Here is a 23595-nt window from a genome sequence, read left to right as displayed (position 1 = left end):
CACGAAAGCCGGTGGTTTATCACTCCGGCCGCCGTTCCCCGACCAACGAGGGATCACCGTGTCGACCGTCGAGTTCACGTGTTCGGGCTGTGGCCAGACCATCGAGGTCAACGACGAGATGCGCGAGACCATTCTCTCGGTCGGCTGTCCCGTCTGTACGACCCCCGCGAGCGACGACGACTTCGCCGCACCCGACGAGGACGACGCCGCCACCCTTGGTGCCGGCGACTCCTGAGGACCACTTACAAACCGCTCTCGTGGCCGGAGGCCAGCCCGTAAGCCGTTGGTCCGGATGAACGTCTTAGAAGACGCGGGTACCTGCCACGATCGTTTATAAGCAGACACCTACGACTCGCGATCGACGGTTATCTTCCGCCCGGTCAGTGTCTCGGGTTCGAACCGGTAGAGGTCGATGTCGAGGTCCGGCTTTTCGTCGGCCCAGATCTCGAACAGGGGGCGGCGAGTCTCGCCGTACTGCGCGATCGTCTCCGGCGTGAGTTCGTCGAGGTCGACGCGGCGGAGGGTCCCGACGCCGACGACGCTCGTGTACTCCTCGCCGTCCTCCTCGTACACGACCAGCCGAGCCGCCGGGTCGGTGCCCAGAAACGCCCGCTTCTCGCTGTCGACGCTCGACACCAGCCTGATAAACGCCTCGCGGGACTCCTCGTCGTAGCCGTAGGAGACGGGGATCGCGTACGGCGCGTCGTCACGGGCGAGCGAGAGCACGCCGGTCTCGTGTCGGGCGAGGAACGCGTCGACCGCCGACGCGGACATCTCGACCTCGCGGTTCGTCGTCATACGATACGACTGTTCGTACGCGGGTATAAAGGACACGAGACACCCCGCCTCGCGAGGGGTCGGTGTCGGCGGCAGCCGAGACGTACCACGGGACGAACAGGCGTCGACGCCGGTCACATGACGGATGATTCACCGCGCTCCGGGAAGATCACCGGTGAAAGGACCTATCCGATCCCTCGTGGTACTACAGTACATGCCCTCCCCGACGCATTCCTCTTCGACGGGCGTGGCCTCGACGGCCGACCGTGCCAGACCGTTCCTCCATGCGACCGAATCCCTGCTCGCCGTCGGCGTGCTCCTCGTCGGCGCGATGGCGTTCAACTATCTGCCCCAACCGTACTCCGCGTGGCCGACGGTCGGGTCGGTCCCGGTCTCCCCCGAGTTGGTCGTCCCGACGCTGCTCGGGCTCGCGGTCCTCGCGAGCGCAGTCGTGGACCGGTCCGACATCGGGTCGATACTCCTCGGGCTCCTCGCTGGCGTGATCCTCGGGATCGGCGGCGTCAGCCTGTCGCTTCTGTATGCGTCCGGAACCGGCGGCGTGTTCTTCACCGGGCTGTTCACGCTGGTCGGTGGGATCGTGCTGGCGCTCGGCGTTCTCGGGTACCGGGCCCGCCGATCCGACGCGGTCGTCTCCGTCACGCGTGGACTCCGCGACCGGATCGACGGCTGATCACGGACCTCACTCTCTCCGAACGGACACGCTCTCTCCCGCTGTTACCCTCGCTCACTCGACGGCCGTCGGCTCGGTGAGATCCGCGTCGACGACGGGCGCGCCACAGACGACACAGCCCGCGTCGAGGAGACCCTCCCGCATTGCGTCGTCCACCTCGAAGGACTGGTGGCACTCCGAGCAGACGAAGGTGTGTGTCGATCGGGGCGTCATGGCGGCGACTACGACACTCATCCTCATGAAACGATCATCGGGTTCCCACGGCTCTGGAATCCGGGCCTCCGATCTCAGTCCAACATCGCCGGGAGCAGTTTCCGTTGTGCGGCCGCGATGTGCTCCGAGAACGTTGACCGATCGATCCCGAGCGTCTCCGCGACCTCGCCCGCGTTCGCGCCCTTCGGGTGGTCGAAGTAGCCGGCGTCGTAGGCCGCGGTGAGCACCTCCCGTTGGCGCTCGGTCAGCTCGCTGCGATCGAACGTGACCAGGTCGCTCTCTTCGGGCGTCGACGACGACTGGAGCAGCCGCAACACCTGCATGTCCGCACACGACTCCTGGAGCTCTTCGAGGACGGCCCGCAGGGCTGGCAGGTCCGTGGCATGAAAGGTGACCAGTAGGCGACCGTCCCGGATCACCGTCTCCGTGGCCGGAACGCCGTGGCGATCGAGCACCGTGAACGGCGAGCCGTTCGTACACGGGACGTCGAACCGGTAGGCGGCCTTCGCCCCGTAGTCGAACACTGTCTCCACTCCCTCGGGAACGTCGAGGTCAGCGTCGGCGACGAACTCGATCACGACCCGGTCGTCGCTCGAACCATCGGACTGGGGGGATCCGAGCCGGCTTCGGGCCACGCTGTATATCGGCATCGCCCCGTCGATGATCCCGTCGAACGGCGACGGCGACGACGTCGGCAGCGAGACTTCCGCCCTGATACCGGCTCCCATCGTCCGTCCGTACCCGCGGCCGAACAAAACGTTGACGGCACGATGCGGGCCGCGGCCAGCATTCGTTCGTCCGCGCTCGCGTATCCCCCCGCCTCGTGACTCCTCTTTCTCGTGATCCTCCCTCGCATGTACTGATCCGCCCGGTGGACGATTGGTGTATATAAAACACCCCGCATATGCTGGGATGGGGTTCGGGTAGATACGGCTCCACGGTACGTATATGAAGCGCAAGCCGTCCCGCATGGGGGGACAGAAGACGACCGTGACGGACGCCGACGAAACGCTCGGTGACGCGTTCGACGCACTCGCGGACCCGGACTGCCGGGCCATCCTCTCCGCGGCCGACGAGCCGATGACCACGAGCGAACTCGCCGACGCCTGCGACATCGCTCTCTCGACGGCGTACCGTAAAGTCGAGCGACTGAACGAGACGCCCCTCCTCTCCGAGGGGATCCGGTTCGATCCGGAGGGCGATCACGCCTCCGAGTACTCCCGCGGCGTCACCGACGCCACCGTCGAACTCACTGATACCGGCGTCCGACTGACCATGGAGACCGGAACCGAACCCGATGAGGTCGTGTCCGGCGGGTCGACCGCGGACTTCGGTGTCACCGGAGCCTCCGCGGACTAACGACGCGGTCCGCCACGGGGACCCGCCCGACTCGCTACTCGATCCGCGGCCGACTCGCCACGTTTTCCGTCGATCCGCGGCGAAGCGGATTTTATTCGTGATAGCCTCGTAGCAAGTATTATACCGATCCTCGGGAAACGCTCCGTCATGGTTCGCCCCCCCGACGCCGAGACCCTCCTCGATTTCACGCAGGAGAAACTCGTCGTGCTCGACGATGAGGGGCGGTTTCAGTACCTCAACGCGGCGGTTCGAGACGTACTCGGCTTCGAACCGGACGACCTCGTCGGCGAGGACGCCTTCGCGTTGATACACCTCGAGGACGAGCCACGTATTCGAACCGTTTTCGAGGAGGTCGTCGCCGGCAACCGCGGCACGACGGAGACCTTGGAGTACCGCTACGGGACCGTCGACGGCGACTGGCTCTGGATGCGAAGCGATGTCTACACTCGGGAGGCGACCGGTATCGACGGCTACGTACTCAGTTCCCGGGACGTTACCGACGAGGTGGAGTCCATCCGTCGACTCGAAACCATCGTCTCGACGTCTGCCGACGTCCTCTGGATGTTCGACCCCGAGTGGTCGGAGGTGCTCTTCGTCAACGACGCGGCCGAGGACGTCTTCGGGATCGAACCGGAAGCACTGGAGCGGAATCCGCAACTGTTCCTCGATCGCGTCCATCCCGAGGACCGACAGCACGTCGAACGCGCGATAGATCGACTCTCGGCGGGAGAATCGACGAACATCGACTACCGAGTCGAGCCACCGGACGGAGGAATACGCTGGGTCCGCGTCCTGGGCGAGCCGGTCCACGAGGACGGCGAGATCGTCGCAGTCGCCGGCTTCGCGCGCGACGTCACCGACGAATACCGGCACAAACGCCAACTCGAAGTGATGGACAACCTCCTCCGGCACTCGATCCGAAACGATATGAACGTCGTCATCGGGACCGCCGAACGGATCATCGAGGCGGTCGAGCGGATCGGGAGCGACCGAGCCGCTCTCGCCGCCGCGAACGACGAGGGTAACACCGACACGGATCCCTCCCCGGATGTCGGCTCGGCTGCCGATACTCACTCCCTTCCGGACGTCGAATCGATCGCAGATGTCGAAACGGCGGCCGAGACGATCCGCCGCGTCGCCGAGAGCCTCCTCGACACGGCGGAGAAACAGCGGGACGTGATCGAACTGGTGAGCCGTGGCGGGTCGCCACGTCCCATCGACATCGAACCGATCGTCCGCGAGTCGGTCGCCGAGGCGCGGGCGGGTGCCCCCGCGGCCGAGTTCTCCGTGTCCTGTCCGACGGACGCCGAAGCGTTCGCCCTCCCAGAACTGGAGTACGCGGTCTCCGAACTGGTCGAGAACGCGGTCGAACACGCGGAGGCGGACCCGGAAGTCGACGTGACGGTCGCCCGTGTCGGCGGGGACCTCGAGATCACGATACGTGACAACTGCCCGCTGATCCCGCCCGAGGAGCGCCACATCATCGCCGACCAGTGGCAGATGGACGATGTTCATCACACCGTTGGCATGGGGCTGTGGCTCGCCTACTGGGTCACCGACCGGTCCGGAGGTGACCTCTCCTTTGACACCCACGGCAACGGGAACGTCGTCACCGTTCGGGTGCCGAACGACTGCTCGGAGACCCGGTCCAGCCACCCGGACGACTCCTGAACCGCGAGCGTTTCACGACTCCGAGAGCGAGTCCCGTCGATCGGTGACGACGAGATCGTATTTGTCAGCCGCTCAACCCACCAGGTTCAACAACCCGAAGAGGGGGTCGATGTTCCGTGCTCCCAGCGACGCACGTCGCGACTGCCCGGCTACCGGTCGTCCGGCCTCTGTCCGTAGCTCTCGAACTTCTCTTCGACAACGGCGAGTTGCTCGTCGGTGAGCGTGTGTGGTTCGCCGACCGCCGAGGACTGGAGATAGAGCCGACAGAGATCCTCCACGTGACGGGTGTTCTCGACCGCGGTCTCGAGATCCGGGCCGGTGACGACGAGGCCGTGGTTCGCGAGGATCGCGGCGTCGGCGTCCGCCTCGGCCATCGCGGCGACGACGTTGACGGCGAGTTCCTCGGTTCCGTAGGGGGCGTACTCGACGAGGGGCACCTCCCGACCAACTGAGACGATCATGTAGTGGATCGGCGGCAGTGACTGATGGAGCGTCGCCATCGTCGTCGCCCACGGCGAGTGGGTGTGAACGATCGCGCCGGGTCGGTCGTGTTTATAAATACCCGTATGCATCGGCACCTCGCTTGACGGGGTCATCCGACCCGCCACTCGCTCGCCGTCGAGGTCGACGACCGGGACGTCCGCGGCGTCGAAGGCGTCGTACGCCACCCCCGTCGGCGTCACCGCGACCGCGTCACCGTCGCGAACGCTGAGGTTCCCCGTTCGGCCGGGAGTGAGGTCGGCGAGCGCAGGCGCATACTCGACGACCGCCCGGCGCGCGTCCGCCAGCAGGTCCGCGTCGTCGTTCATATCACCACCTCGATCACGTCGTCGAACCTGTCCAGCCGGTGATCCGGTCGCTCCCGGGCTCGAAGCTCCTCGTCCGCGGGCGCGTCGCCGTCCGCGACGAACAGCGCGGTCTCCGCCCCGACCGCGTTCCCGCCGGCGATGTCGGTCTCGACGTTGTCGCCGACCACGAGCGCCTCGCTCGGCCGGAGATCGAGCGCCGACAGCGCCGTAGTGAAGGGGATCGCGCTCGGTTTCTCGCGGCCGACCTCCTCGGAGGTGACGAGCCGGTCGACGTGTTCGTCGATCCCGAGCCGGACGAGCTTCTCCAGTTGGACGTGCGTCGTGAGGTTGGTGACGACGGCGACGGCGACCCCTGCCTCTCGCAGGGTTGTGAGCGCCGACGCGACGCCGTCACACCGGTCCATTGCCGCCATGTATCCCTCCCAGTACGCCTCGCCGACCGCGAGCGCGGTCGCGGCGTCGTGCGTGTCGGCGTGGATCCGGAGCGCACGTTTAAAATAGATGAACCGCTCGTGGGACGCCGCGGTACCGCGGACTTCGCGTTTCGCCTCCCGACGCGCGGTCGCGTACAACTCGTCGAACGTCGACCGGTCCATCTCGTGTCCGTGCTCCCGAAACGCTGCCAGCGCGGCCCGCTTGCCGGCCTCGTTACAGGGCGTGTACGGATACAGGGTGTTGTCGAGATCGAACAACACCGCCTCGTAGCTCATGTTCCGAAACTCGGACGGGCGACAACTTAAGCGTGCTTCGACGGGACGCGTGCGTCGACCCCGCGACGTCCCCCTCTCCACCGACTGCCCGACCTTATATACGGAGCCGCGGCCACTCTCGCCGTGACCTGTTGACCGTCCCGGTCCGGGCGAGACGGGTGTCCGGCGACCCGGCCGGGGAGCGTCGCCGCCGGCTGTTCGCCACTATCGTCTCGATCGGTCGTTTAGCCGGACTGATCGGCAGCGACGCGCCGACGCCACTCACTGCTCGTTCATCGCCTCGCTGGCGATGTTCCGGCCGCGGGAGTTGAGTGTCACCTCCCGTCGTACGCGGACCTCCTCGACGACTTCCAGGTCGATCAGGCGCTCGAACGTCTCCTCGACGACGTCGACATCGATCCCGAGGAACGCCGGGATCTCGAACGGCGAGACGCCGGAGTATAGCGCCATCAACACCTCCCTGTCGCGACTCGACAGGTCGACGTTCGTCGTGCTCCGCTCCTCACCCTTCCGGAGCCACGACTCGACGAACCGCATCCGGCTCGGCTTCCCGGCGAGATGGGTCTCGATGCTGGTGCCGTCGCCGTCGGTATGTGAGACCTCGATCACCGGTTTCTTCTCGCCGTTCACGGTGCGTTTTGCGGCGTCGAGCCCGCTGATGTCGTCGAGGTCGAACTCCACGAACGCACCCTTTTCGAGGGCCGCGTTGAGGCCGTTCTCGTCTATCTTCACGCGGGCCTGCTGCCACTCGGTCTCCTGTACGACGCCACCGGCTACCGCGGGGTGTTTCGCCATCACCGTCCGCTGGTCGATCAGTGCCCGGTAGACGTCGCGTTCGAACGCCTCGTGATCGGAGGCAGCGACGAGCAACACCTGCTCGCCCAGATCGAAGCTCACGTAGTTCGAGACGCGAGTGATGGACTGGTTGGCGTCGTGACGCCCGCCGAGTCCCCGGAGCTGCGAGAGCGGGATCGTTCGCTTCCCGTCGTTTCCGGCGAGGATCAGTCGCCGGTTCGACAACAGGACCCGTCCCGGGGTCCACGAGACGTCGTTGACGGTTCGACCCTCTCGAACCGCAACGGCGAATCGCGCTTGGGTGTCGGCGATCTTCCGCTCGCTCTCGTTTCCCGACATCTACCCACCCCCCGCACGAAGGCTGGAAACCGCGGAGAACACCCGCTTTCGGACCGCGGCGCTCTCGTCGTCGGTCAGGTCTTCGAGACGGTTCAGCGTCTCCTGCCCGCCGACGGATCCGAGCACGAACACGGCCTTCGCCCGCGCCGACTCGGGGTGTTCGGTGCCGATCCGGTCGAGGAGTCTGTCCTCGACTACCGGGCCACCGAGGGTCTTCAGGCTCGTCGCCGCGAACTGAGCGGTCTGTGGGTCGTCGTCCGCGAGCGCGTCCGCCAGCGCCTCGACGGCCGGGGCGGCGTCGGGATCCGCGACCCGCCCGAGGATCCACGCCGCGTTCCGTCGCTGTCGACGCTGTTGGCCCCGCGTGAGGATCTCGACTAGCGGCTCCACGACGGTCTCGTCGTCGGCCGCTTTCAGTTCGGAGACGACCTGATCGCGGACCGCGTGGCTCTGTTCGGTCGGGACGTTCGAGAGCAGTTCGATGACGGAGTACACCGCGGCGTTTCTGACGATCGCGCTCTCGTCACCGAGCGCTCGCGCCAGCGGCTCCACTGGCTTCGGGTTGTTCGCCTTACCGAGCGCACCCGCGGCGATCCGACGGATCGACTCGTCCGGATCGTCGAGGAGGTTCAAAAGCGGGTCGAGCGCGCGGTCGGTTCCGACGTTCCCGAGCGCGTTCGCGGCCGCCCGTTTGACGCGCGGCTCGTCTTCGAGTCGTTCGACCAGCGCCGGAATCGTCCTCGGATCGGCGAACGCCCCACACGCCTGACAGGCCCGCAGCCTCACTCGCGGGTCGGGATCCGAGAGCGCCTCGACGACCGCAGGAACCGCGCTCGGCTCGTTCAAACGCTCCAAGGCGTTCGCCGCCGCGATCCGGAGTTCAGGTCGGTCGGCCTTCAGCGCCCGGGCGAACTTCCGTGCGGTGACCCACTCGGCCTCGGAGCCGCCGCCACCCGTGAGCTCCGTGAGGAGCTGTTCGAGCGCTTCCTGACCGACCGCATCGAGGGCGTCGACCGCGGCCCCACGAACCTTCGGGTCGTCGTCCGTCGAGGCCGCACGGAGGAGCCCGTCGATCGTCGCCTGGTCGTCGGGATCGGCGAGCTCGCCGAGCAGCTCGACCGCGCGCTTTCTGACCGCCACGTTCTCGCTCCCCAACGCGTCCCTGAGCCGCTCGATGTCCCCGTTCCGTGCGTGCTGATACAGCGACATCACTCCCTCCGAAACACGCGCCGTCGCTTGTCTATCGGTTCGTATCGGTCGCTCCTGTCGGGCGGAACGCTCTCAGTCATCCCGACGATCAGGACGCCGTCGTCGTCCAGTGACGCCTCGAGGGTGTCAAACAGGCTCCCCTTGTGACCGACGTCGATGTAGATGAGGAGGTTCCGACACAACACCACGTCGAACGGTCCGCGCGAGCCGTCACTGATGAGGTCGTGGGTGTCGAACTCCACGAGCCGTCGCGGCCCGTCGCGGACGCGGAACGTGTCCTCGTCGCGGTCGACGTATCGATCCGGATCGGATAGGGGCGCGAGCTCCTCGGCGATGTCCGTCGTTCGCGTCGTGTGGTAGACGCCCTCGCGTGCGCTGTCGAGGGCCTCTTCGCTGATGTCCGTGCCGAGTATCTCGACCCGACTCTCGTCGATATCGGAGTCGTCACACGCCAGCATCGCCAGCGAGTAGGGCTCTCGACCGTCCGCACACGGCGCGGACCAGACCCGGACCCTCCGGTTCTCGGCGGTGAGGTCGGCCAACACCTCGCGAAGCACTTCCCACATCTCGGGGTTGCGGAAGAACTCTGTCACGTTGATCGTGAGCGCGTCCATCAGCGCCTCACGCTCCTCGCCCTCTTCACGGAGGAGTCGTTCGTACTCGGCATGTGAGTCCGTATCCCGTCGGCGCATCCGGGCGGAGATACGGCGGTCGAGGTACGACTCGTTGTAGTACCCCGGCTCGAACGGGACGGAATCGTCGATCTGACGCAACACGCCCTCGAAGGCGGCGTCTCCGGTCATAAGCTCACCACGTCCAGAACGGCCACGACGTCGCCGTCGCCGAGGACGGCCGTGCCGCTGAGCCCGGGCGTCCCCGACAGCGGCCCGTCGAGCGGTTTCACGACCACTTCCTCCTGGTCCAACACGCCGTCACAGTGGAGCGCGACCTGTCGCGTCTCCTCGCGGATCCTGACGAGCATTCCCTCGTCGGCAGTCTCGGAGGCGGTTTCGGTGTCGACCGATCCGCCGTCGGTCGCCGTGGTCTCCGTCGGGTCGGCTGATTCGGACGCAACACCCGACGGTGCGGGAGTGCTCCCGGCTTCGAGCCGCTCGTTGAGTCGAACGACCGGATACAGGTCGTCCTCGTGGCGGACCACCTCGTCGCCGTGAACCGTCTCGATGTCGTCCGCACGGGACACCTCGGCGATCGATTTTATCGGGATCCCGTACTCCGTCCCGCCGACGTCGACGAACATCACCTTCACGATGGCGACGGTGACCGGAAGCCGGAAGCGGACCGTCGTCCCCTCGCCGGGGACGCTGTCGACGGAGACGGAGCCGTCGAGGTCGCGGGCCGTCGTCCGAACCACGTCCATGCCGACGCCCCGGCCGGAGACATCGGTGACCTCCTCGGCCGTGGAGAACCCCGGGTGGAAGACCAGATCGTACACCTCGCCGTCCTCCATCGATTCGACCGTATCCCGACTCTTGACGCCCTCCTCGACCGCCTTCTCGCGGAGGCGGTCCGCGCTCAGGCCGCCGCCGTCGTCCGAGACCTCGATGATCACGCTGTCGCGTTCGCGCTCCGCGGTGAGCATCACTTCGCCGGTCGGGTCCTTCCCGGCCGCCTCGCGCTCCGCGGGTGATTCGATCCCGTGATCGACCGCGTTCCGCAGCACGTGGACGAGCGGATCGCGCATCTCCGTCAGGATGGTCCGGTCGAGCTCGACGTCGTCGCCCTCGATGTCGAACCGGACCTGCTTGTCGAGGTCGCGAGCGATGTCCCGAACGAGCCGCGGGAACGAGTCCGACACCTGCGAGAACGGGATGAGCCGCATGTCCATCGCGGTGTCCTGAAGGCTCGACGCGAGCTTGTCGAGCTCGTCCAGCGTGTCCGACTCGACGTTCGCCTCCTCCAGTTCGCGCCGGAGCTTGATCCGACTCGTTACGAGCTGCTCGACCAATCCGTACAGGTCGTCGACCTGATCGACGTCGACGCGGATCGACTTGATCTCGTCACGGTCGTCGCCGCCGGTCGGTCCGTCGCCATCGCCGGTCGGTCCGTCGCCGGTCGGTCCGTCGCCGGTCGGTCCGTCGCCATCGCCGTCGCCGGTCGAGTCGTCACCCGTCGGCCCATCACCCGTCGGCCCGTCACCCGCCGAATCATCGCTACCGTCATCCGGTGTGGTCTCGTCCGCCACCTCGTCCGCGGCGGTGTCGTCGGGTGCGGTCCCGTCTCCGGTGGCGTCGTCGCCGGTCGTGGCAGCGTCGTCGGGAGCATCGGCATCCCCATCGGCGGCGGCGACGCTCACGGACTCGACTTGGGTGAGCGCGTCGAGTCCCTCGGCGACGACGTCGGCTTCCGCGTCGGCGACGAAGGCGTCGAACCCGTCCTCGAACTCGCCCTCCTCCAGTGATTCGGGGTCGGGGTCGGTGACGAACTCCCCGAACTGGTCGTCGAGCGCCTGCGTGATGAGCGTCGCGTCGACCGCCGGCATCGCGCTATCGCCGACCGTTACCGCCGCGTAGACGACATCGCCATCGAGGTCGGCCGCGGCGTCCGGGAGCGCGGGGATCGGGACGTCGGCCGCGTCGCCGGCGGCGGTGTCGCCGTCGGCTTCGCCTGCGGAAGCGTTGTCGTCGTCGCCTTCGCCGTCGTCATCGCCGCCGTCCGGGTCGACCGTTCCGTGTTCCTCGACGGCGCGGAGGCGGGACTCGAGGTCCGAGGGGTCCGTCGACACCTCGCCCGTGTCGGCGATCTCGTCGACCATCGACTCGACGGTGTCGACGCCCTCGAAGAGGAGGTCCATCAGTTCCGGCGTCACCTCGCGGTCGCCGGCGCGGACCGCGTCGAGAAGGTCCTCCAGCGCGTGGCCGAACGAGGAGACGTCCTCGTACCCCATCGCGGCGGCGTTGCCCTTCAGCGTGTGGGCGACGCGGAACACGTCGTCCATTGCCGCGTCGTCCTCCGGATCCGCCTCCAGCGCGAGTAGCGCGTTGTTGAGGTCGGTGATCCCGTCCTCGGCCTCGGCGACGAACGCCGCGCGGTGTGAGTCCATCAGGCCTCACCTCCGAGGATCGCGCCGGCGACGTCGTCGAGGTCGTGGACCGCGTCGACCACGCCCGTCTCCGCCGCACGCTTGGGCATCCCGTAGATGACACAGGTGTCCTCGCTCTGTGCTATCGTTCGTGCGCCCGCGTCCGCCATCGCCCGGATCCCCGACGCTCCGTCCGAACCCATTCCGGTCAGGATCACGCCGACGAGCGGATCGTCGACCGTCTCGGCGGCCGACCGCATCGTCACGTCGACGGCTGGCGTCACGGAAGTCGAGTCGTCGTCGACGAGGTTCACGCGCAGCCGGCCGGCACGATAGCTTCCGATCTCGAGGTGGCTTCCGCCGCGGGCGACGAGCGCCTCGCCCGCCCCGATCCGGTCGCCGTCGGTCGCCTCCCGCACCGCGTACGCGGAGACGCCGTCGAGCCGGTCGGCGAACCGGGAGGTGAACGCCTCCGGCATGTGTTGGACCACGAGCACGCGGCAGTCACCCGTCGGGAGCGAGGCGAGCACGCGCTCGACCGCGTTCGGTCCCCCCGTCGACGCGCCGATGACCACGGTGACCGGGTCGTCGAGGTCGACGCTCTCGGTCCCGGACGTTTCGGTCGCCGTCCCGGTCGCTTCGCGCTCGCTCGCTCCGTCACGGGTCGCCGCGTCGAGGTCGGCGTCCGCGACCGACCGGACCGCCTCGACGAGCCGCTCCGCCTCGCGGGAGACCCCGGCGGACACCTCGCCGCCGGGTTTCGCGAAGAAGTCGACCGCGCCGCGTTCGAGCGCCTCGAACGTCACTTCCGCGCCGTCGTCGGTGTGTGCCGACAGCATCAACACCGGCGTCGGCGTCTCGTCCATGATCCGCTCGACCGCTTCGAGCCCGCCCATGCCGGGCATCTCGACGTCCATCGTCACGACGTCGGGGCGAGTCTCCGCGACCACGTCGAGTGCCTCCTCCCCGTCGCTCGCCTCGCCGACGACCGTTACCCCGGCGTCGTCGAGGAGGTCGGTTATCAACCCTCGCATGAACGTCGAGTCGTCGACGACGACCACCCGGAGAGAGCCCCCTCGCCCACCACGCCGATCCGTCGTCCTGCTCATGTCCCCAACGCCGGCCAGAACCAGCATAAACCCACGGACCCAGTAATCACAGGTGATAATTCAGGGGACACGGTTATGAGTCGGATTCGCGGATCCCCGTGTATGGCAGCCATGGAGGCGGACGCCGAACCCACGAAGGTACTGGAGTTCGGCCTCGGCGAGGGAACGTACTGTCTGGACATCGGCGTCATCGACGAGATCGTCGACGCCGGCGAACTCACCCGGATCCCGAACTCGCCCGATCACGTCGAGGGCGTGATGGACCTCCGCGGTCGAACGACCACCATCGTCGACCCGAAGACGCTCTTCGGGATCGGCGAGACGGGTCCTCGCGAACGGATCGTGGTGTTCGACGACGACGAGCTCTCGGAGGGCGGGACCGTCGGCTGGATCGTCGACGAGGTGTTTCAGGTCCGGGACGTGAGCCCCGAGAACGTCGACGACGGAACTACGGCTGATGACCCGGGACTCAACGGGATCGTCAAGTCCGACGACCGGTTCGTCGTCTGGGTGGACCCGGAGGTCGATGCCGACGAGGGTGCCGGAACCGGGATCGACGGCGCGGGCGCTGGTGACGGTGCGGGCATCGATGACGACGGCACGGGTGTCGATGACGACGGCACGGGTGTCGACGGATCCGAGTCCGCGTGAGATACTCGTCGTCCGGAGTTCTCATCGATGAAAACCGGGCGGCAACGTTTATCCGGTGACCCGAGTGGATACAGGTATGCGCGCCTCCAGTGGGGTCCCCGGGTTCGACGATGTCGTCGACGGCGGGTTCCCGGCCGATCGGCTATACGTGGTGAGCGGCCCTCCGGGAAGCGGGAAAACGACGTTCTGCTCACAGTTCGCCGCGCAGGGGGCTCGAAACGGGGAGGACGTGCTGTACGTGAGTATGCATGAGACGAAAGAGGGGATCAAACGCGACATGGGCGGCTACGACTTCGGGTTCGACCGGGCGTTGGAGACCGACCGGATCACCTTTCTCGACTCGTTTTCGGCCGACGGCCGGCGCTTCTTCGGGTTGCCCGGCGAACGACGGGACCGGTCTGGCGTCACGAACCGACTGACCGGCTTCATTAACTCCCGCGACATCGACCGGGTCGTCTTCGACTCGACGATGCTGTTGCGCTTCCTCCTCGATGACGACGAAGACACGATGATACAGCTCCTCTCCTCGATCAAGCGGGCGGACGCGACGACGCTTCTCATCTCTGAGATGACCGACCCCGACGCGTACTCCGAGGAACACTACCTCGCACACGGCGTGGTGTTCATGCACAACTATCTGGAGGACGAGGGGATGCGTCGCGGCCTCCAAGTGTTGAAGATGCGCGGCGCGGACATCGATACGGACATCCAAGACATCGAGTTCACGGAGGGCGGACTCCGTGTGGGCCCGGCAGCAACGGTGAGTCACTGATGTACGACCGCACGTTCGGTACGGACTGGTGCGACGACACGCTGGATCGCGAGGAGGCGATCGATCGCGCGTTCGCCTTGGGCGTCGCCGCCGGCTGTGGCAGCGAACGGCCGGATGAACTCGACCGCGTCCTCGGGGCGTTTCCGAGCGCGTACGACCGGAGCATCGTCGAACTCGCCTACGACGAGGGACGGACGAAGGCTCTGGAGGATCCGGCCGAGGAACCCGAACGCGTCTGGGACCGGCTCGTCGACGAGACCGGGACGCCTCGACGAGCGCCGGTCCCCGCCGCGCTCCCGGGAGCCATCAATGAACTGACTCTCATGGACCGGCCGCGAACGGGGGCCCCGTCGTCGCTTGAGCTCCCGTCGTTCCTTCGAAAATGATCGCTCGGAAGGGTTTTACACGACTCGGTCCGAAGGGAGAGATATGAGCGTGCTTCCCGACGCTGTCCTCGATGCCGGCAGCGTGCTCATCAGCGGGCCACCGATGAGCGGGAAGTACGACCTGTTCAATCGGCTGCTCTTCGAGTGGTCGAACGCACCGATCGTCGTGTCGACCGGTCGTACCGCCGACAAGGTTCGGTCGGACTACGAGCAGATCACGGGTACCGACGCGGACGACGTGGTGATAATCGACTGTGTCACCCACCAGCAGGGCGATAAACCGGCCGACACCGCGACGACGAAGTACGTCGGGAACCCGGGCGATCTCACCGAGATTGGGATCAAGTTCACCGACGTCGTCGAGTCGTCGACCGGCCTCTCTCGGGCCGTGGGCGTCTACTCGCTGTCGGAACTGTTGATGTACTGGGACCCCGAGCGGATCTACCGGTTCACGCGGGTGATGACTTCACAGGCGTCCGGGCAGGACTGGCCGTTCGTCGGCGTCGTCGGCTCGACCACGCACGACGAGCAGGTGATACACACCCTCCACGAGCCGTTCGAACTCGTCTTGGAGACCCGCATGGCGGACGACGAACGCCAGTTCCGCGTCCGCGGTCGCATGGATCAACCCTCCGAGTGGACGACGTTCTGAGGGTGGTCGTCGGGTTCGGACCCGTCGCTGCGCAACTCACCCGACGAGTTCGAACTCGATACCGACCGGTGCGGCGTCGACGACCCCCCAGTAGACGAACCGGTGTGTCCCCGGCCCCAGTGGCGGACAAACGGCGATTTCAGTGCCGGGAACTCCCGACGCGAGCGCGTCCTCCTCCAACGTGACGGACCAGCTATAGGTTCCGTTGGTCGCGAGCGACCGGTCCTCCCGGGGGAGCTCGACGGGCTCGCCGGTCGGCGAGCCCCGGACCTCCTGCCATCCGGCCCCGGTTCGTCGCTGGATCGAGTAGGCGTGTTCTCCGCGCGTGGCGACCGCCGCGTCGCCGTTGTTCCGCAACACGAGCCGGAGCGACGACCCGTACGTCTCGGACGTTCCTTCGGTGGAGAGCTCGACCCGCGTCCCGTTCGCCTCGACGGTTCGCGTCTCGACCGGCTCGGAAAAGGGGGCCTCCAGCCGGACGAACTCCTCGTCGGTACACGACAACGTCGCCGGTGTTCCCTCCGGGCCCTGCGGTCCGTCGCCGGCCGCGAAGTCGAGGCATCCGGCCGCGGCAGTCGTCCCGACCGCGGCGAGCGCGCCGCCGGCGCGGGAGAGCAGTTCCCGTCGTGATCGCGTCATGGAACCGCTACGGGCGGCGCGGGTTTCAACCACACGCGTTCGGAACGGCTTTCCCGTCGGCCGGCGCAAGACCGTCCATGGAGCTGTTCGGATCCAGCGGCATTCGCGGGGTCGCGTTGCGGTACCTCACGCCGGAGCTGGTCCTCGACATCGCGAAGGCGGCCGGAACGACGTGGGGCGCCGACCGGGTCGCCGTCGCCCGCGACACCCGGACGACCGGCGAGCTGTTCGCCAACGCGGCCGCGAGCGGGCTCGCCGCCGTCGGCTGCGACGTCGACCGGCTGGGCGTCGCTCCCACGCCGGCGGTCGGCCACTACTGCGAGTCGACCGGGGTCCCCTGTGTGCTCGTCACCGCCTCGCACAATCCGCCGGAGTTCAACGGTATCAAACTCGTCGGCGACGACGGGGTCGAGCTGTCGGTCGACGTGCTCGAACGGATCGAGCGACGCGTGCTCGACGACGACTACGACCACACGGACTGGCGCGGAGCGGGAACGACGACCCGCGTCGAGGGCGTCGTCGACGACTACGCGGACCAGCTGATCGACGCGGTCGACCGGGATGGCATCGCCGACGCGGGTCTCACGGTCGCGGTCGATCCCGGACACGGGGCCGCCTCGGTCAGTTCTCCCCGCATCTACCGCGAACTCGGCTGTGAGGTGCTAACCGTGAACGCGACGCCCGACGGCCACTTCCCCGGTCGGGAGTCCGAACCCGTCCCCGAGAACCTGACCGCGCTCTCGCGGCTCGTCGCGACCAGCGACGCCGACGTGGGGATCGCCCACGACGGCGACGCGGATCGGGCGGTGTTCGTCGACGAGACCGGCTCGGTCGTCGACGGTGACACCTCCTTCGCGGCGCTCGCCGACGACGCCCTGAAGCCAGGCGACGCGGTCGTCAGCGCCGTCAACGTCTCTCAGCGACTCGTCGACGTCTGTGCCGACAACGACGCCGACCTGGAGCTGACGCCAATCGGCGCGACGAACATCATCACGCGGACACGGGAGCTGTACGCGGAGGACGTTCACGTCCCCATCGCCGGCGAGGGGAACGGCGGCGTGTTCTTCCCGCCGTACCGGCTCTCCCGGGACGGCGCGTACATCGGCGCGAAGTTCCTCGAACTGCTCGCGGCCGCCGACGAGCCGGTCAGCGAGGTCGTCGCGCCGTACACCGACTACCACTTCGTCCGCATCAACGCCGAGTACGACGACGCCGACGAGCGTGAGGAGATGCTGTCCGCGGCCCGGGCCTACGTCGAGACGTCGGCGGCGACCCCGAACACGACCGACGGCTACCGGCTCGACTACGGCGACGCGTGGGTGCTCGTGCGCCCCTCGGGCACGGAGCCGAAGATCCGGATCTACGCCGAGTCCGCCGACGCCGACCGCGCCGAGCGGCTCGCCGAGGAGATGCGGCAGGCCGTCGAAAGCGGCCGGTGACGGTGGGTTACCGGTCAAGTGCCGCGAGCACCTCGGCGGCCTCTCGCGCCGCTTCGAGGTGGTCGCGGGCCCGGCGCGGGTCGTCGGTTTCCTCCGCCGCCCGGGCGAAGCGTGTCAGCGTCCGCGTGAGCGACGCTCGGGCGTCGTCGATCCCACCCGGTGAGCCGTCGCTCTCCTCGGACCGAACCCCGGCTGCGGTCGAGGACATCGAGGTACCGGCGGCGGTCGTCGCCGACTCCGAACGATCCGTGGTCGTCGAGTCCGGACGCGGCGCGGACCCCGACTGTGGGTCACGTGCTGGTTCCGCCGACTGTGGGTCACGTGTTGGTTCCGCCGACTGTGGGTTACGAGCCGATGTCGCCGGCTCGACGCCTTCCGGACTCCCAGCCGTCCGATCCGTTGTCGCGGGCGACTCGTTCACGGCCGCGTCGTCCGGGGTCTCCCCCGTCGGCACCTGTCCGCCGCCCGCCGGGACCGCGTAGCCCGCCTCGGTGGCGTGACAGGTGGGACAGAACTCCTGTCCGTCGTGTCGGAATATCGGATCGCCACACGCGTCACAGTGGCGGTTCGTCATCGTCGCACCCTGTAGGAGTAGCTCGGACATCCGCTGGGTGTGTTCGCGTTGCTCCTCGTCCTCCGCGAACTTCTCGCGGAGCTTCTCGCGTTCGGCCTCCTTGTCGAACCCGTCGCTCATACGCGTTCGAACGTGGTTCACGCGCAAAAAGGCGGTGGGCTCGGCTCGGTCCCCGACTCCTCGTCCGCTCGGACTACTCCTCCGTCCGAGTCCGATCGGGATCGAGCTCGCCACGGTGGATCTTCGAGCCGTCCTGAGCCACCTGCCGACCGAGCACGGCGCATTTGACCCGCATCGGCGAGATGTCGACGCCCAGCATCTCCGTGACGTCCTCGGTGTCGAGCGCCTCCAACTCCTCGATCGTCATCCCGTGGAGTCGTTCGGAGAGCATGCTCGCTGAGGCCATCGAGATCGCACAGCCGTCGCCGGTGAACCGCACCGCCTCGATCTCCTCTTCCGCGTCGTCGAGTCCGATCTCCACCTTGATCGTGTCGCCACAGGAGGGGTTCTCGCCGACGTGTGTGAAGTCCGGGTCCTCGAGTTCCCCGTAGTTACGGGGGTTCTTGTAGTGATCGAGGATCTGCTGCCGGTACATATCCGAGCCCAGTCCCATACTGCTCTCGCGTACGCCGGTCGCGCTCAAAAGGGTTCCGTCGGTCGCTCAAAAGGGTTCCGTCGGTCGCGCTCGGAGGGGTTTCGCCGGCCGCCTGCCGACCACTACTCCTCGGACAGCAACGGCATCGGTGCCGACTCGGATCGGCCGGCCGGGGCGTGCGTCGAGTCCGACGGACCGGGTTTGGCGTCCCCGCTTCCCGCCGTCCGGACGTGCCCGCGGATCGCCCTCAGGAGACAGTCGTACTGTCCCGCGTTCGACCGCTTTCTGACGTACGCGTCCGCGCCCGCACTGATAGCGTCCGACTCGACGAGCGAGTCGTGACAGGTCGTGTGAAACAGGATCGGCGTTCGAACGTCCCGTCCGCGCGCGTACTTGACCAGTTCGACGCCGGTTCCGTCCGGGAGTCGGTGTTCCGTTACCACGCAGTCGACGTCGCCGACGACTCCGAGCGCGTCGGCGAGCCGATCGACTGACTCGACGGTCACGTCGTCGAGCCCCCAGTCGATGAACGCCGCCACCACCTCCGCGGCCCGCGGATCCGGTTCGACGTGGAGGAGGTCGACCGATGGATCCTCGTCAGCGTCGACTTCCCGGTCGGTATCGGCACCTCGATCAGTGTTAATAGATCGGTCGGTGTCGGCGGTCGTTCGTGGGGCGGTTCCGTGCGCGTTCGAGTATGGTCGGTCAGTCATGATAGTTGTTCCAGCACGAGGCGTCGTCTCCGGCGGAAGCTACTACGTATGTAGTAAATCTTCTCTCCAGTGGTCGTGTTTCTCCCGGTATCATAATAAGAATTGTGCGATCCGGGTTGTCATGGCTCTATACGGCCGAGATCGAGGGGTACGAGATGTCATATCACGTCCGATACGCCCCGGTTGGAGCTCAGATCAACGGACGGAGACGGGTTCCGCGGTCCCGGTCCGTTGTCTCCTCCTAGCACTCACCGACCCGTCCATATTTAAGTCGGCCGGCGGCGATCAGTCGGCCATGTCGACACCATATGGCGAGTGGCCGTCGCCGATCGCCCCCGAGGATGTCGCCGAGGGTGGTCGCGGCTTCGGGAGCGTCCACGTCGCGGACGGGTACGCGTACTGGCTCGAACGACGACCGTCCGAGGGCGGTCGCGGCGTCGTCTGTCGGACCGCGCTCGGTGGTTCGGACGACACCCCCGACCACGACGAGATCACTCCGGAGGGCTTCGACGTCAGAACCCTCGTGCACCAGTACGGCGGCGGCGACTTCGCCGTCGCGGGCGATGACCTCGTCGTCGCGAGCATGGACGACCAGCGTCTCCATCGGCTTCCGGTCGATGGGAGCACGGAACCGACGCCGATCACGCCCGAGCCCCCGGAGCCGCTCGCGCTCCGATACGCGGACATGGCGGTCGGCCCCGGCGGCGACATCGTCTACGCGGTCCGCGAGCGACACGTCGGCCCCGGAACCGACGACGAGCCGGCGAACGAACTCGTCCGAGTCCCGCTGTATCCCGGTGACGAGGACGATCCGGATGATCCGGCCGTCATCGCCGAGGGCCACGACTTCTATGCGGCCCCGCGGCCCGCTCCCGACGGCGACCGGATCGCGTACCTCCGCTGGGATCACCCGAACATGCCGTGGGACGGAACCGAACTCGTCGTGGCGGACCTCGACGCCGAAGGAGAGGTCGTCTCCGGCTCCGAAACGGTTGCGCTCGGCGGTCCCGATGAGTCGGTGTGCTCGCCCGCGTGGTCGCCCGACGGCGTCCTGCACGCGGTCTCCGACCGGACCGGCTGGTGGAACCTCTACCGGATCGCTGATGGCTCCGCTGAGAACCTCCATCCGGCGGACGCGGAGTTCGGAGTCCCGATGTGGCTCGTGGGGGTATCGACGTTCGCCTTCCTCGACGACGGCCGGATCGCGACCCTGTATACCGTCGACGGCGAGCCGAGCCTCCGCCTGCTCGATCCGAGCACCGGGGAGATCGTCGACCCCGATCTCCCGTACACGTCGTTTCGACCGGCGTCGATCCGATCGGACGGCGACCGCGTCGTCTTCCTCGGCCACCGACCGGACGCCCCGAGCGCGGTCGTCGAGTGGTCGCCGGAGTCTCCCGAGCCGAACGGTACGGGGGACGAGGGGAGTGATGGCTTCGGCGAACCCCGTCGGCTCCGTGAGTCCACCGACGACCCGATCGCTCCGGCGTACGTCTCGACGCCGGAGTCGGTCGTCTTTCCGACCGGCGACGCCGTCGGCGCGGACGACACCGTCGCGCACGCCCACTACTACCCGCCACACAACCCGGACGTCGAGGCCCCCGACGCCGATGGTCCTGATTCCGACACCGAGCGCCCGCCGCTCGTCGTGAAGGTACACGGCGGCCCGACCAGCCGGTCGGAGGCGACGCTGTCGACGTCGACGCAGTTCCTCACGACTCGCGGGGTCGCGGTGCTCGACGTGAACTACCGCGGGTCGACGGGGTACGGCCGCGCGTACCGCGACGCGCTCGACGGGCAGTGGGGGGTCCGCGACACCCTCGACTGCGTGAACGCCGCCCGCTACGCCGCGGCGGAGGGCCTAGCGGATCCGGACCGACTCGCCATCTCTGGCGGGAGCGCTGGAGGGTACGCCGTCCTCTGTGCGCTCGCCTTCCACGACACGTTCGATGCCGGCGCGAGCTACTACGGCGTCGCCGATCTGGCCGCGCTCTCCGCCGACACCCACAAGTTCGAGTCGCGTTACCTCGACGGGCTAGTCGGCCCGCTCCCGGCGGCCGAGGAGACGTACCGCGAGCGCTCCCCGCTGTATCACGCCGAGGGGATCTCCGCCCCGCTGCTGTTGTTACAGGGTGGTAAAGACGAGGTGGTGCCGCCCGCGCAGGCGGGGGCGATGATCGACGCGCTCGTCGCGAACGACACGCCGTACGCCTACGTCGAGTTCCCCGAGGAGCGCCACGGGTTCCGCGACGCCGACAACATCGCCCGGGCGCACGAAGCCGAGTTCGCTTTCTACGGCGAGGCGTTCGGATTCGACCCGGCCGGCGATCCCGAGCACGTCCCGATGCTCGTCGGCGAGCGTCCGCCGGAGCTCCGGTGAGAGCAACGATCCCGTGCGAAGACTAATCTAGAGTGGCTAACAAGGCATACGAGCGTTCCCAACTGGCTCCCGCGAACCGCTTCGGGATCAAGCCACGAGACACTCGACTTGACAGCTGATGAAAGTCAAAACGGGTGGATCGATCGGAGCGGCTACAGCCGAGCTATTCCATGTCTTTCTGTGCCTGTCTTATCGAATTAGCCACCGCCTGATAGTCCGGAATGCCATCGAACACGATGTCTGACATCGTTCCAGTTGATATTTGGATGTTCCCCTGCCCAAGTAGTCCCTCAACAAACGCTTGTCCAGTCTGTACTTGTCGAATGTCACTGATACGGTATTCTGTGGTACCGGTGCTGAGAACGCCAGCGACCTCCACTACTCGTTCGTTCGTCACGATGTACCTGTGGTTTTTACGCGCTAGCCAAACGTAAACGAGTCCGACGAGACCGATCAGGAAAAACGACATGATTACACTGATCAATAGTAGATTACCCCACTTTGACCAGGCGGGTCTGACGTCATGCCGTATCTCTTCTCCCTCTAACAACGCTATTGACTCCGCTGCACTACTTGGCATACGAGAATTATCAATTTCGTACAAACATATAAAAGTAGTCCTCGATCATCACCGATGATAACCAGAGTCGAATACGATCGCGGGTGATTCGACGCCGATGTAGTTCAGGCGAACAGATCCCGTGCCTGCTCGACCGCGTCGACGAGCGCGTCAACCTCCTCGACGGTGTTGTATATATAAAAGGACGCTCGGACGGAGGCGGCGACGCCCATCTTGTCGTGGAGCGGCTGTGTACAGTGGTCGCCGGCGCGGATCGCGACGCCGAAGTCGTTGAGAATGCTGGATAGATCGTGTGCGTGGACGCCGTCGACGTTGAACGCGACGAGGCCGCCGCGCTCGTCGCCCGCCGGACCGTAGATCTCGACGCCGCCGAGCGCTTCCAACTCGTCGTAGGCGTACTCGGCGAGGAGCCGCTCGTGGGCTTCGATCCGGTCGACACCGATCTCCTCGACGTAGTCGATGGCGGCCGCGAGACCGATCCCTTCGGCGATAGAGGGGGTGCCGGCCTCGAACTTCCACGGAAGGTCTTCCCACGTCGAGTCCTCGAAGGTCACCTTCCGGATCATGTCGCCGCCGTAGAGGTACGGCTGCATCGAATCGAGAATCGCCTCGCGGCCGTAGAGCACACCGATCCCGGTCGGACCGGCGGTCTTGTGACCTGAAAAGGCGAGGAAGTCGACGTCCAGATCGTCGACGTCGACGGGCCGATTCGGGACGGACTGGGCCGCGTCCGCGAAGATCAGCGAGTCGTGATCGTGGGCCAGATCCGCCAGCTCGCGGATCGGGTTCACCGTCCCGAGCGTGTTCGAGACGTGGACGACGGAGACCATCTCGGTGTCGTCGTCGATCTTCGCCGCCGCGTCGGCCATGTCGAGCGTCCCCTCCTCGGTCACCTCGATGAACCGGACGTCCGCTCCGGTTCGCTTGCCGATCTGTTGCCACGTGACGAGTGACGCGTGGTGTTCCATCTCGGTGAGGACAACGTTGTCGCCCGGACCGAGCTCCTCCAGTCCCCACGCGTACGCGACGAGGTTCATCGCCTCCGTCGTGTTCTTGGTGAAGACGATTTCCTCGCGACCAGACGCGCCGATGAACTCCGCGACCGTGTCGTGGGCCTCCTCGTACGCGACGCTCGCCTCCTGGCTCAGCTGGTGGATTCCCCGGTGGACGTTGGAGTTGTAGCCTCGGTAGTAGTCGCTCATCGCTTCGACAACCGGCTCCGGGGTGTGTGTCGTCGCCGCGTTGTCGAGGTAGACGAGTGGCGTATCGTCTCCGTCCCCCTCGCCCGGCGTCTCGGGATCGCCGCCGACCGACCGCTGGAGGATCGGGAAGTCGTCGCGGATCGCCTCGACGTCGAACGGGTACTGTTCCTGAACTCCCATTATAGCCTGTTGGACCCCGAGTATTAACAGCCCTTCGGTCCGGTACGTGTTGCCCGTATCGCGGAGCCGATCCGAGGGGCGGGTTCGTCGTGTCGCGCGTCGTTCTTCAG

The 23595-nt window shown here is 66.9% G+C and carries 26 protein-coding genes; 10 read left to right on the top strand and 16 right to left on the bottom strand.

Annotation, left to right across the window (positions count from 1 at the left end):
• Positions 1–58 precede the first annotated feature (58 nt).
• Positions 59–235, top strand: coding sequence for a DUF7560 family zinc ribbon protein (locus tag J2751_RS09005; protein WP_209485321.1), 177 nt, complete (start codon positions 59–61; stop codon positions 233–235).
• Positions 236–345: 110 nt separating this feature from the next.
• On the opposite strand, the gene J2751_RS09000 is transcribed toward J2751_RS09005, so the two are convergent.
• Entirely contained in the window at positions 346–798 is a 453-nt protein-coding gene (locus J2751_RS09000; protein ID WP_209485319.1) for a pyridoxamine 5'-phosphate oxidase family protein, read from the bottom strand.
• Between the two features lie 193 nt (positions 799–991).
• On the opposite strand from J2751_RS09000, the gene J2751_RS08995 reads away from it, so the two are divergent.
• Positions 992–1468 carry a hypothetical protein gene (locus J2751_RS08995; protein WP_209485317.1) on the top strand — a complete coding sequence of 159 codons (477 nt, stop codon included), beginning with the start codon at positions 992–994 and terminating at the stop codon, positions 1466–1468.
• Between the two features lie 54 nt (positions 1469–1522).
• Here the strand turns inward: J2751_RS08995 and J2751_RS08990 are convergent, their stop codons facing one another.
• Together J2751_RS08990 and J2751_RS08985 are read right to left on the bottom strand one after the other, a co-directional pair.
• Positions 1523–1681, bottom strand: a complete 159-nt coding sequence (locus J2751_RS08990; protein ID WP_209485315.1) for a DUF7560 family zinc ribbon protein — start codon at positions 1679–1681, stop codon at positions 1523–1525.
• Positions 1682–1755: 74 nt separating this feature from the next.
• Positions 1756–2409: a helix-turn-helix domain-containing protein gene (locus tag J2751_RS08985; RefSeq protein ID WP_209485313.1), complete on the bottom strand. Its 654-nt coding sequence runs from the start codon at positions 2407–2409 to the stop codon at positions 1756–1758.
• Between the two features lie 220 nt (positions 2410–2629).
• On the opposite strand from J2751_RS08985, the gene J2751_RS08980 reads away from it, so the two are divergent.
• Both J2751_RS08980 and J2751_RS08975 read left to right on the top strand, forming a co-directional pair.
• Positions 2630–3040, top strand: coding sequence for a helix-turn-helix domain-containing protein (locus tag J2751_RS08980; RefSeq protein WP_394357380.1), 411 nt, complete (start codon positions 2630–2632; stop codon positions 3038–3040).
• Positions 3041–3187: 147 nt separating this feature from the next.
• Positions 3188–4711, top strand: coding sequence for a PAS domain-containing sensor histidine kinase (locus tag J2751_RS08975; protein ID WP_209485309.1), 1524 nt, complete (start codon positions 3188–3190; stop codon positions 4709–4711).
• Positions 4712–4860: 149 nt separating this feature from the next.
• On the opposite strand, the gene J2751_RS08970 is transcribed toward J2751_RS08975, so the two are convergent.
• The 7 genes from J2751_RS08970 to cheB form a co-directional block, all read right to left on the bottom strand.
• The gene (locus J2751_RS08970) at positions 4861–5520 is read right to left on the bottom strand and encodes a class II aldolase/adducin family protein (RefSeq protein ID WP_209485307.1); all 660 of its coding nucleotides are present in this window, start codon (positions 5518–5520) and stop codon (positions 4861–4863) included.
• Positions 5517–6230 (bottom strand): HAD family hydrolase, encoded by a 714-nt coding sequence (locus J2751_RS08965; RefSeq protein ID WP_209485305.1) that lies wholly within the window; start codon positions 6228–6230, stop codon positions 5517–5519. Before J2751_RS08965 ends, J2751_RS08970 begins: the two co-directional genes overlap by 4 nt.
• Before the next feature lie 261 nt (positions 6231–6491).
• Positions 6492–7364, bottom strand: a complete 873-nt coding sequence (locus tag J2751_RS08960; protein ID WP_209485303.1) for a CheF family chemotaxis protein — start codon at positions 7362–7364, stop codon at positions 6492–6494.
• Positions 7365–8573, bottom strand: a complete 1209-nt coding sequence (locus J2751_RS08955) for a HEAT repeat domain-containing protein (RefSeq protein WP_209485301.1) — start codon at positions 8571–8573, stop codon at positions 7365–7367. It lies immediately after the preceding gene.
• The gene (locus J2751_RS08950; protein WP_209485299.1) at positions 8573–9376 is read right to left on the bottom strand and encodes a CheR family methyltransferase; all 804 of its coding nucleotides are present in this window, start codon (positions 9374–9376) and stop codon (positions 8573–8575) included. The genes J2751_RS08955 and J2751_RS08950 overlap by 1 nt, the downstream gene beginning before the upstream one ends.
• Positions 9373–11634 (bottom strand): chemotaxis protein CheA, encoded by a 2262-nt coding sequence (locus J2751_RS08945; protein WP_209485297.1) that lies wholly within the window; start codon positions 11632–11634, stop codon positions 9373–9375. The genes J2751_RS08950 and J2751_RS08945 overlap by 4 nt, the downstream gene beginning before the upstream one ends.
• Complete coding sequence (gene cheB, locus J2751_RS08940) at positions 11634–12722, bottom strand: chemotaxis-specific protein-glutamate methyltransferase CheB (RefSeq protein WP_245202697.1); 1089 nt, start codon at positions 12720–12722, stop codon at positions 11634–11636. The genes J2751_RS08945 and cheB overlap by 1 nt, the downstream gene beginning before the upstream one ends.
• Before the next feature lie 102 nt (positions 12723–12824).
• Between cheB and J2751_RS08935 the strand changes: the two genes are divergently transcribed.
• The 4 genes from J2751_RS08935 (at position 12825) to J2751_RS08920 (ending at position 15183) form a co-directional block, all read left to right on the top strand.
• Positions 12825–13373, top strand: a complete 549-nt coding sequence (locus tag J2751_RS08935) for a chemotaxis protein CheW (protein ID WP_209485294.1) — start codon at positions 12825–12827, stop codon at positions 13371–13373.
• A gap of 76 nt (positions 13374–13449) precedes the next feature.
• Positions 13450–14145 (top strand): RAD55 family ATPase, encoded by a 696-nt coding sequence (locus J2751_RS08930; protein ID WP_209485292.1) that lies wholly within the window; start codon positions 13450–13452, stop codon positions 14143–14145.
• Entirely contained in the window at positions 14145–14531 is a 387-nt protein-coding gene (locus J2751_RS08925) for a hypothetical protein (protein ID WP_209485290.1), read from the top strand. Before J2751_RS08930 ends, J2751_RS08925 begins: the two co-directional genes overlap by 1 nt.
• Positions 14532–14574: 43 nt before the next feature.
• Positions 14575–15183, top strand: a complete 609-nt coding sequence (locus J2751_RS08920) for a DUF7504 family protein (RefSeq protein ID WP_209485288.1) — start codon at positions 14575–14577, stop codon at positions 15181–15183.
• A gap of 36 nt (positions 15184–15219) precedes the next feature.
• Here the strand turns inward: J2751_RS08920 and J2751_RS08915 are convergent, their stop codons facing one another.
• On the bottom strand, positions 15220–15822 hold the full coding sequence (locus tag J2751_RS08915; RefSeq protein ID WP_209485286.1) for a hypothetical protein: 603 nt from the start codon (positions 15820–15822) through the stop codon (positions 15220–15222).
• Positions 15823–15899: 77 nt separating this feature from the next.
• On the opposite strand from J2751_RS08915, the gene glmM reads away from it, so the two are divergent.
• A complete protein-coding gene (gene glmM, locus J2751_RS08910; protein ID WP_209485284.1) occupies positions 15900–17261 on the top strand; it encodes a phosphoglucosamine mutase in 1362 nt (453 codons plus the stop codon).
• A gap of 7 nt (positions 17262–17268) precedes the next feature.
• On the opposite strand, the gene J2751_RS08905 is transcribed toward glmM, so the two are convergent.
• The 3 genes from J2751_RS08905 to J2751_RS08895 all read right to left on the bottom strand — a co-directional run bounded on the left by J2751_RS08905 (position 17269) and on the right by J2751_RS08895 (position 19143).
• Positions 17269–17955, bottom strand: coding sequence for an Sjogren's syndrome/scleroderma autoantigen 1 family protein (locus J2751_RS08905; RefSeq protein WP_209485282.1), 687 nt, complete (start codon positions 17953–17955; stop codon positions 17269–17271).
• A gap of 73 nt (positions 17956–18028) precedes the next feature.
• Positions 18029–18448, bottom strand: coding sequence for a Fe-S cluster assembly sulfur transfer protein SufU (gene sufU, locus J2751_RS08900; RefSeq protein ID WP_209485280.1), 420 nt, complete (start codon positions 18446–18448; stop codon positions 18029–18031).
• Between the two features lie 104 nt (positions 18449–18552).
• Positions 18553–19143 (bottom strand): response regulator, encoded by a 591-nt coding sequence (locus tag J2751_RS08895; RefSeq protein ID WP_209485278.1) that lies wholly within the window; start codon positions 19141–19143, stop codon positions 18553–18555.
• A 295-nt stretch (positions 19144–19438) separates the two neighbouring features.
• Between J2751_RS08895 and J2751_RS08890 the strand changes: the two genes are divergently transcribed.
• Positions 19439–21523 carry a dipeptidyl-peptidase 5 gene (locus J2751_RS08890; RefSeq protein ID WP_209485276.1) on the top strand — a complete coding sequence of 695 codons (2085 nt, stop codon included), beginning with the start codon at positions 19439–19441 and terminating at the stop codon, positions 21521–21523.
• Between the two features lie 163 nt (positions 21524–21686).
• Here the strand turns inward: J2751_RS08890 and J2751_RS08885 are convergent, their stop codons facing one another.
• Both J2751_RS08885 and J2751_RS08880 read right to left on the bottom strand, forming a co-directional pair.
• Positions 21687–22103: a PH domain-containing protein gene (locus tag J2751_RS08885; protein ID WP_209485274.1), complete on the bottom strand. Its 417-nt coding sequence runs from the start codon at positions 22101–22103 to the stop codon at positions 21687–21689.
• Between the two features lie 104 nt (positions 22104–22207).
• Entirely contained in the window at positions 22208–23485 is a 1278-nt protein-coding gene (locus tag J2751_RS08880; RefSeq protein WP_209485272.1) for an aminotransferase class V-fold PLP-dependent enzyme, read from the bottom strand.
• Positions 23486–23595 lie beyond the last annotated feature (110 nt).

Origin of the sequence: Halorubrum alkaliphilum (genome assembly GCF_017873815.1) — an archaeon.
Taxonomy (GTDB): domain Archaea; phylum Halobacteriota; class Halobacteria; order Halobacteriales; family Haloferacaceae; genus Halorubrum; species Halorubrum alkaliphilum.
Note: the sequence above shows the minus strand (reverse complement) of the source record. Positions and strands in the feature narration are given on the sequence as shown.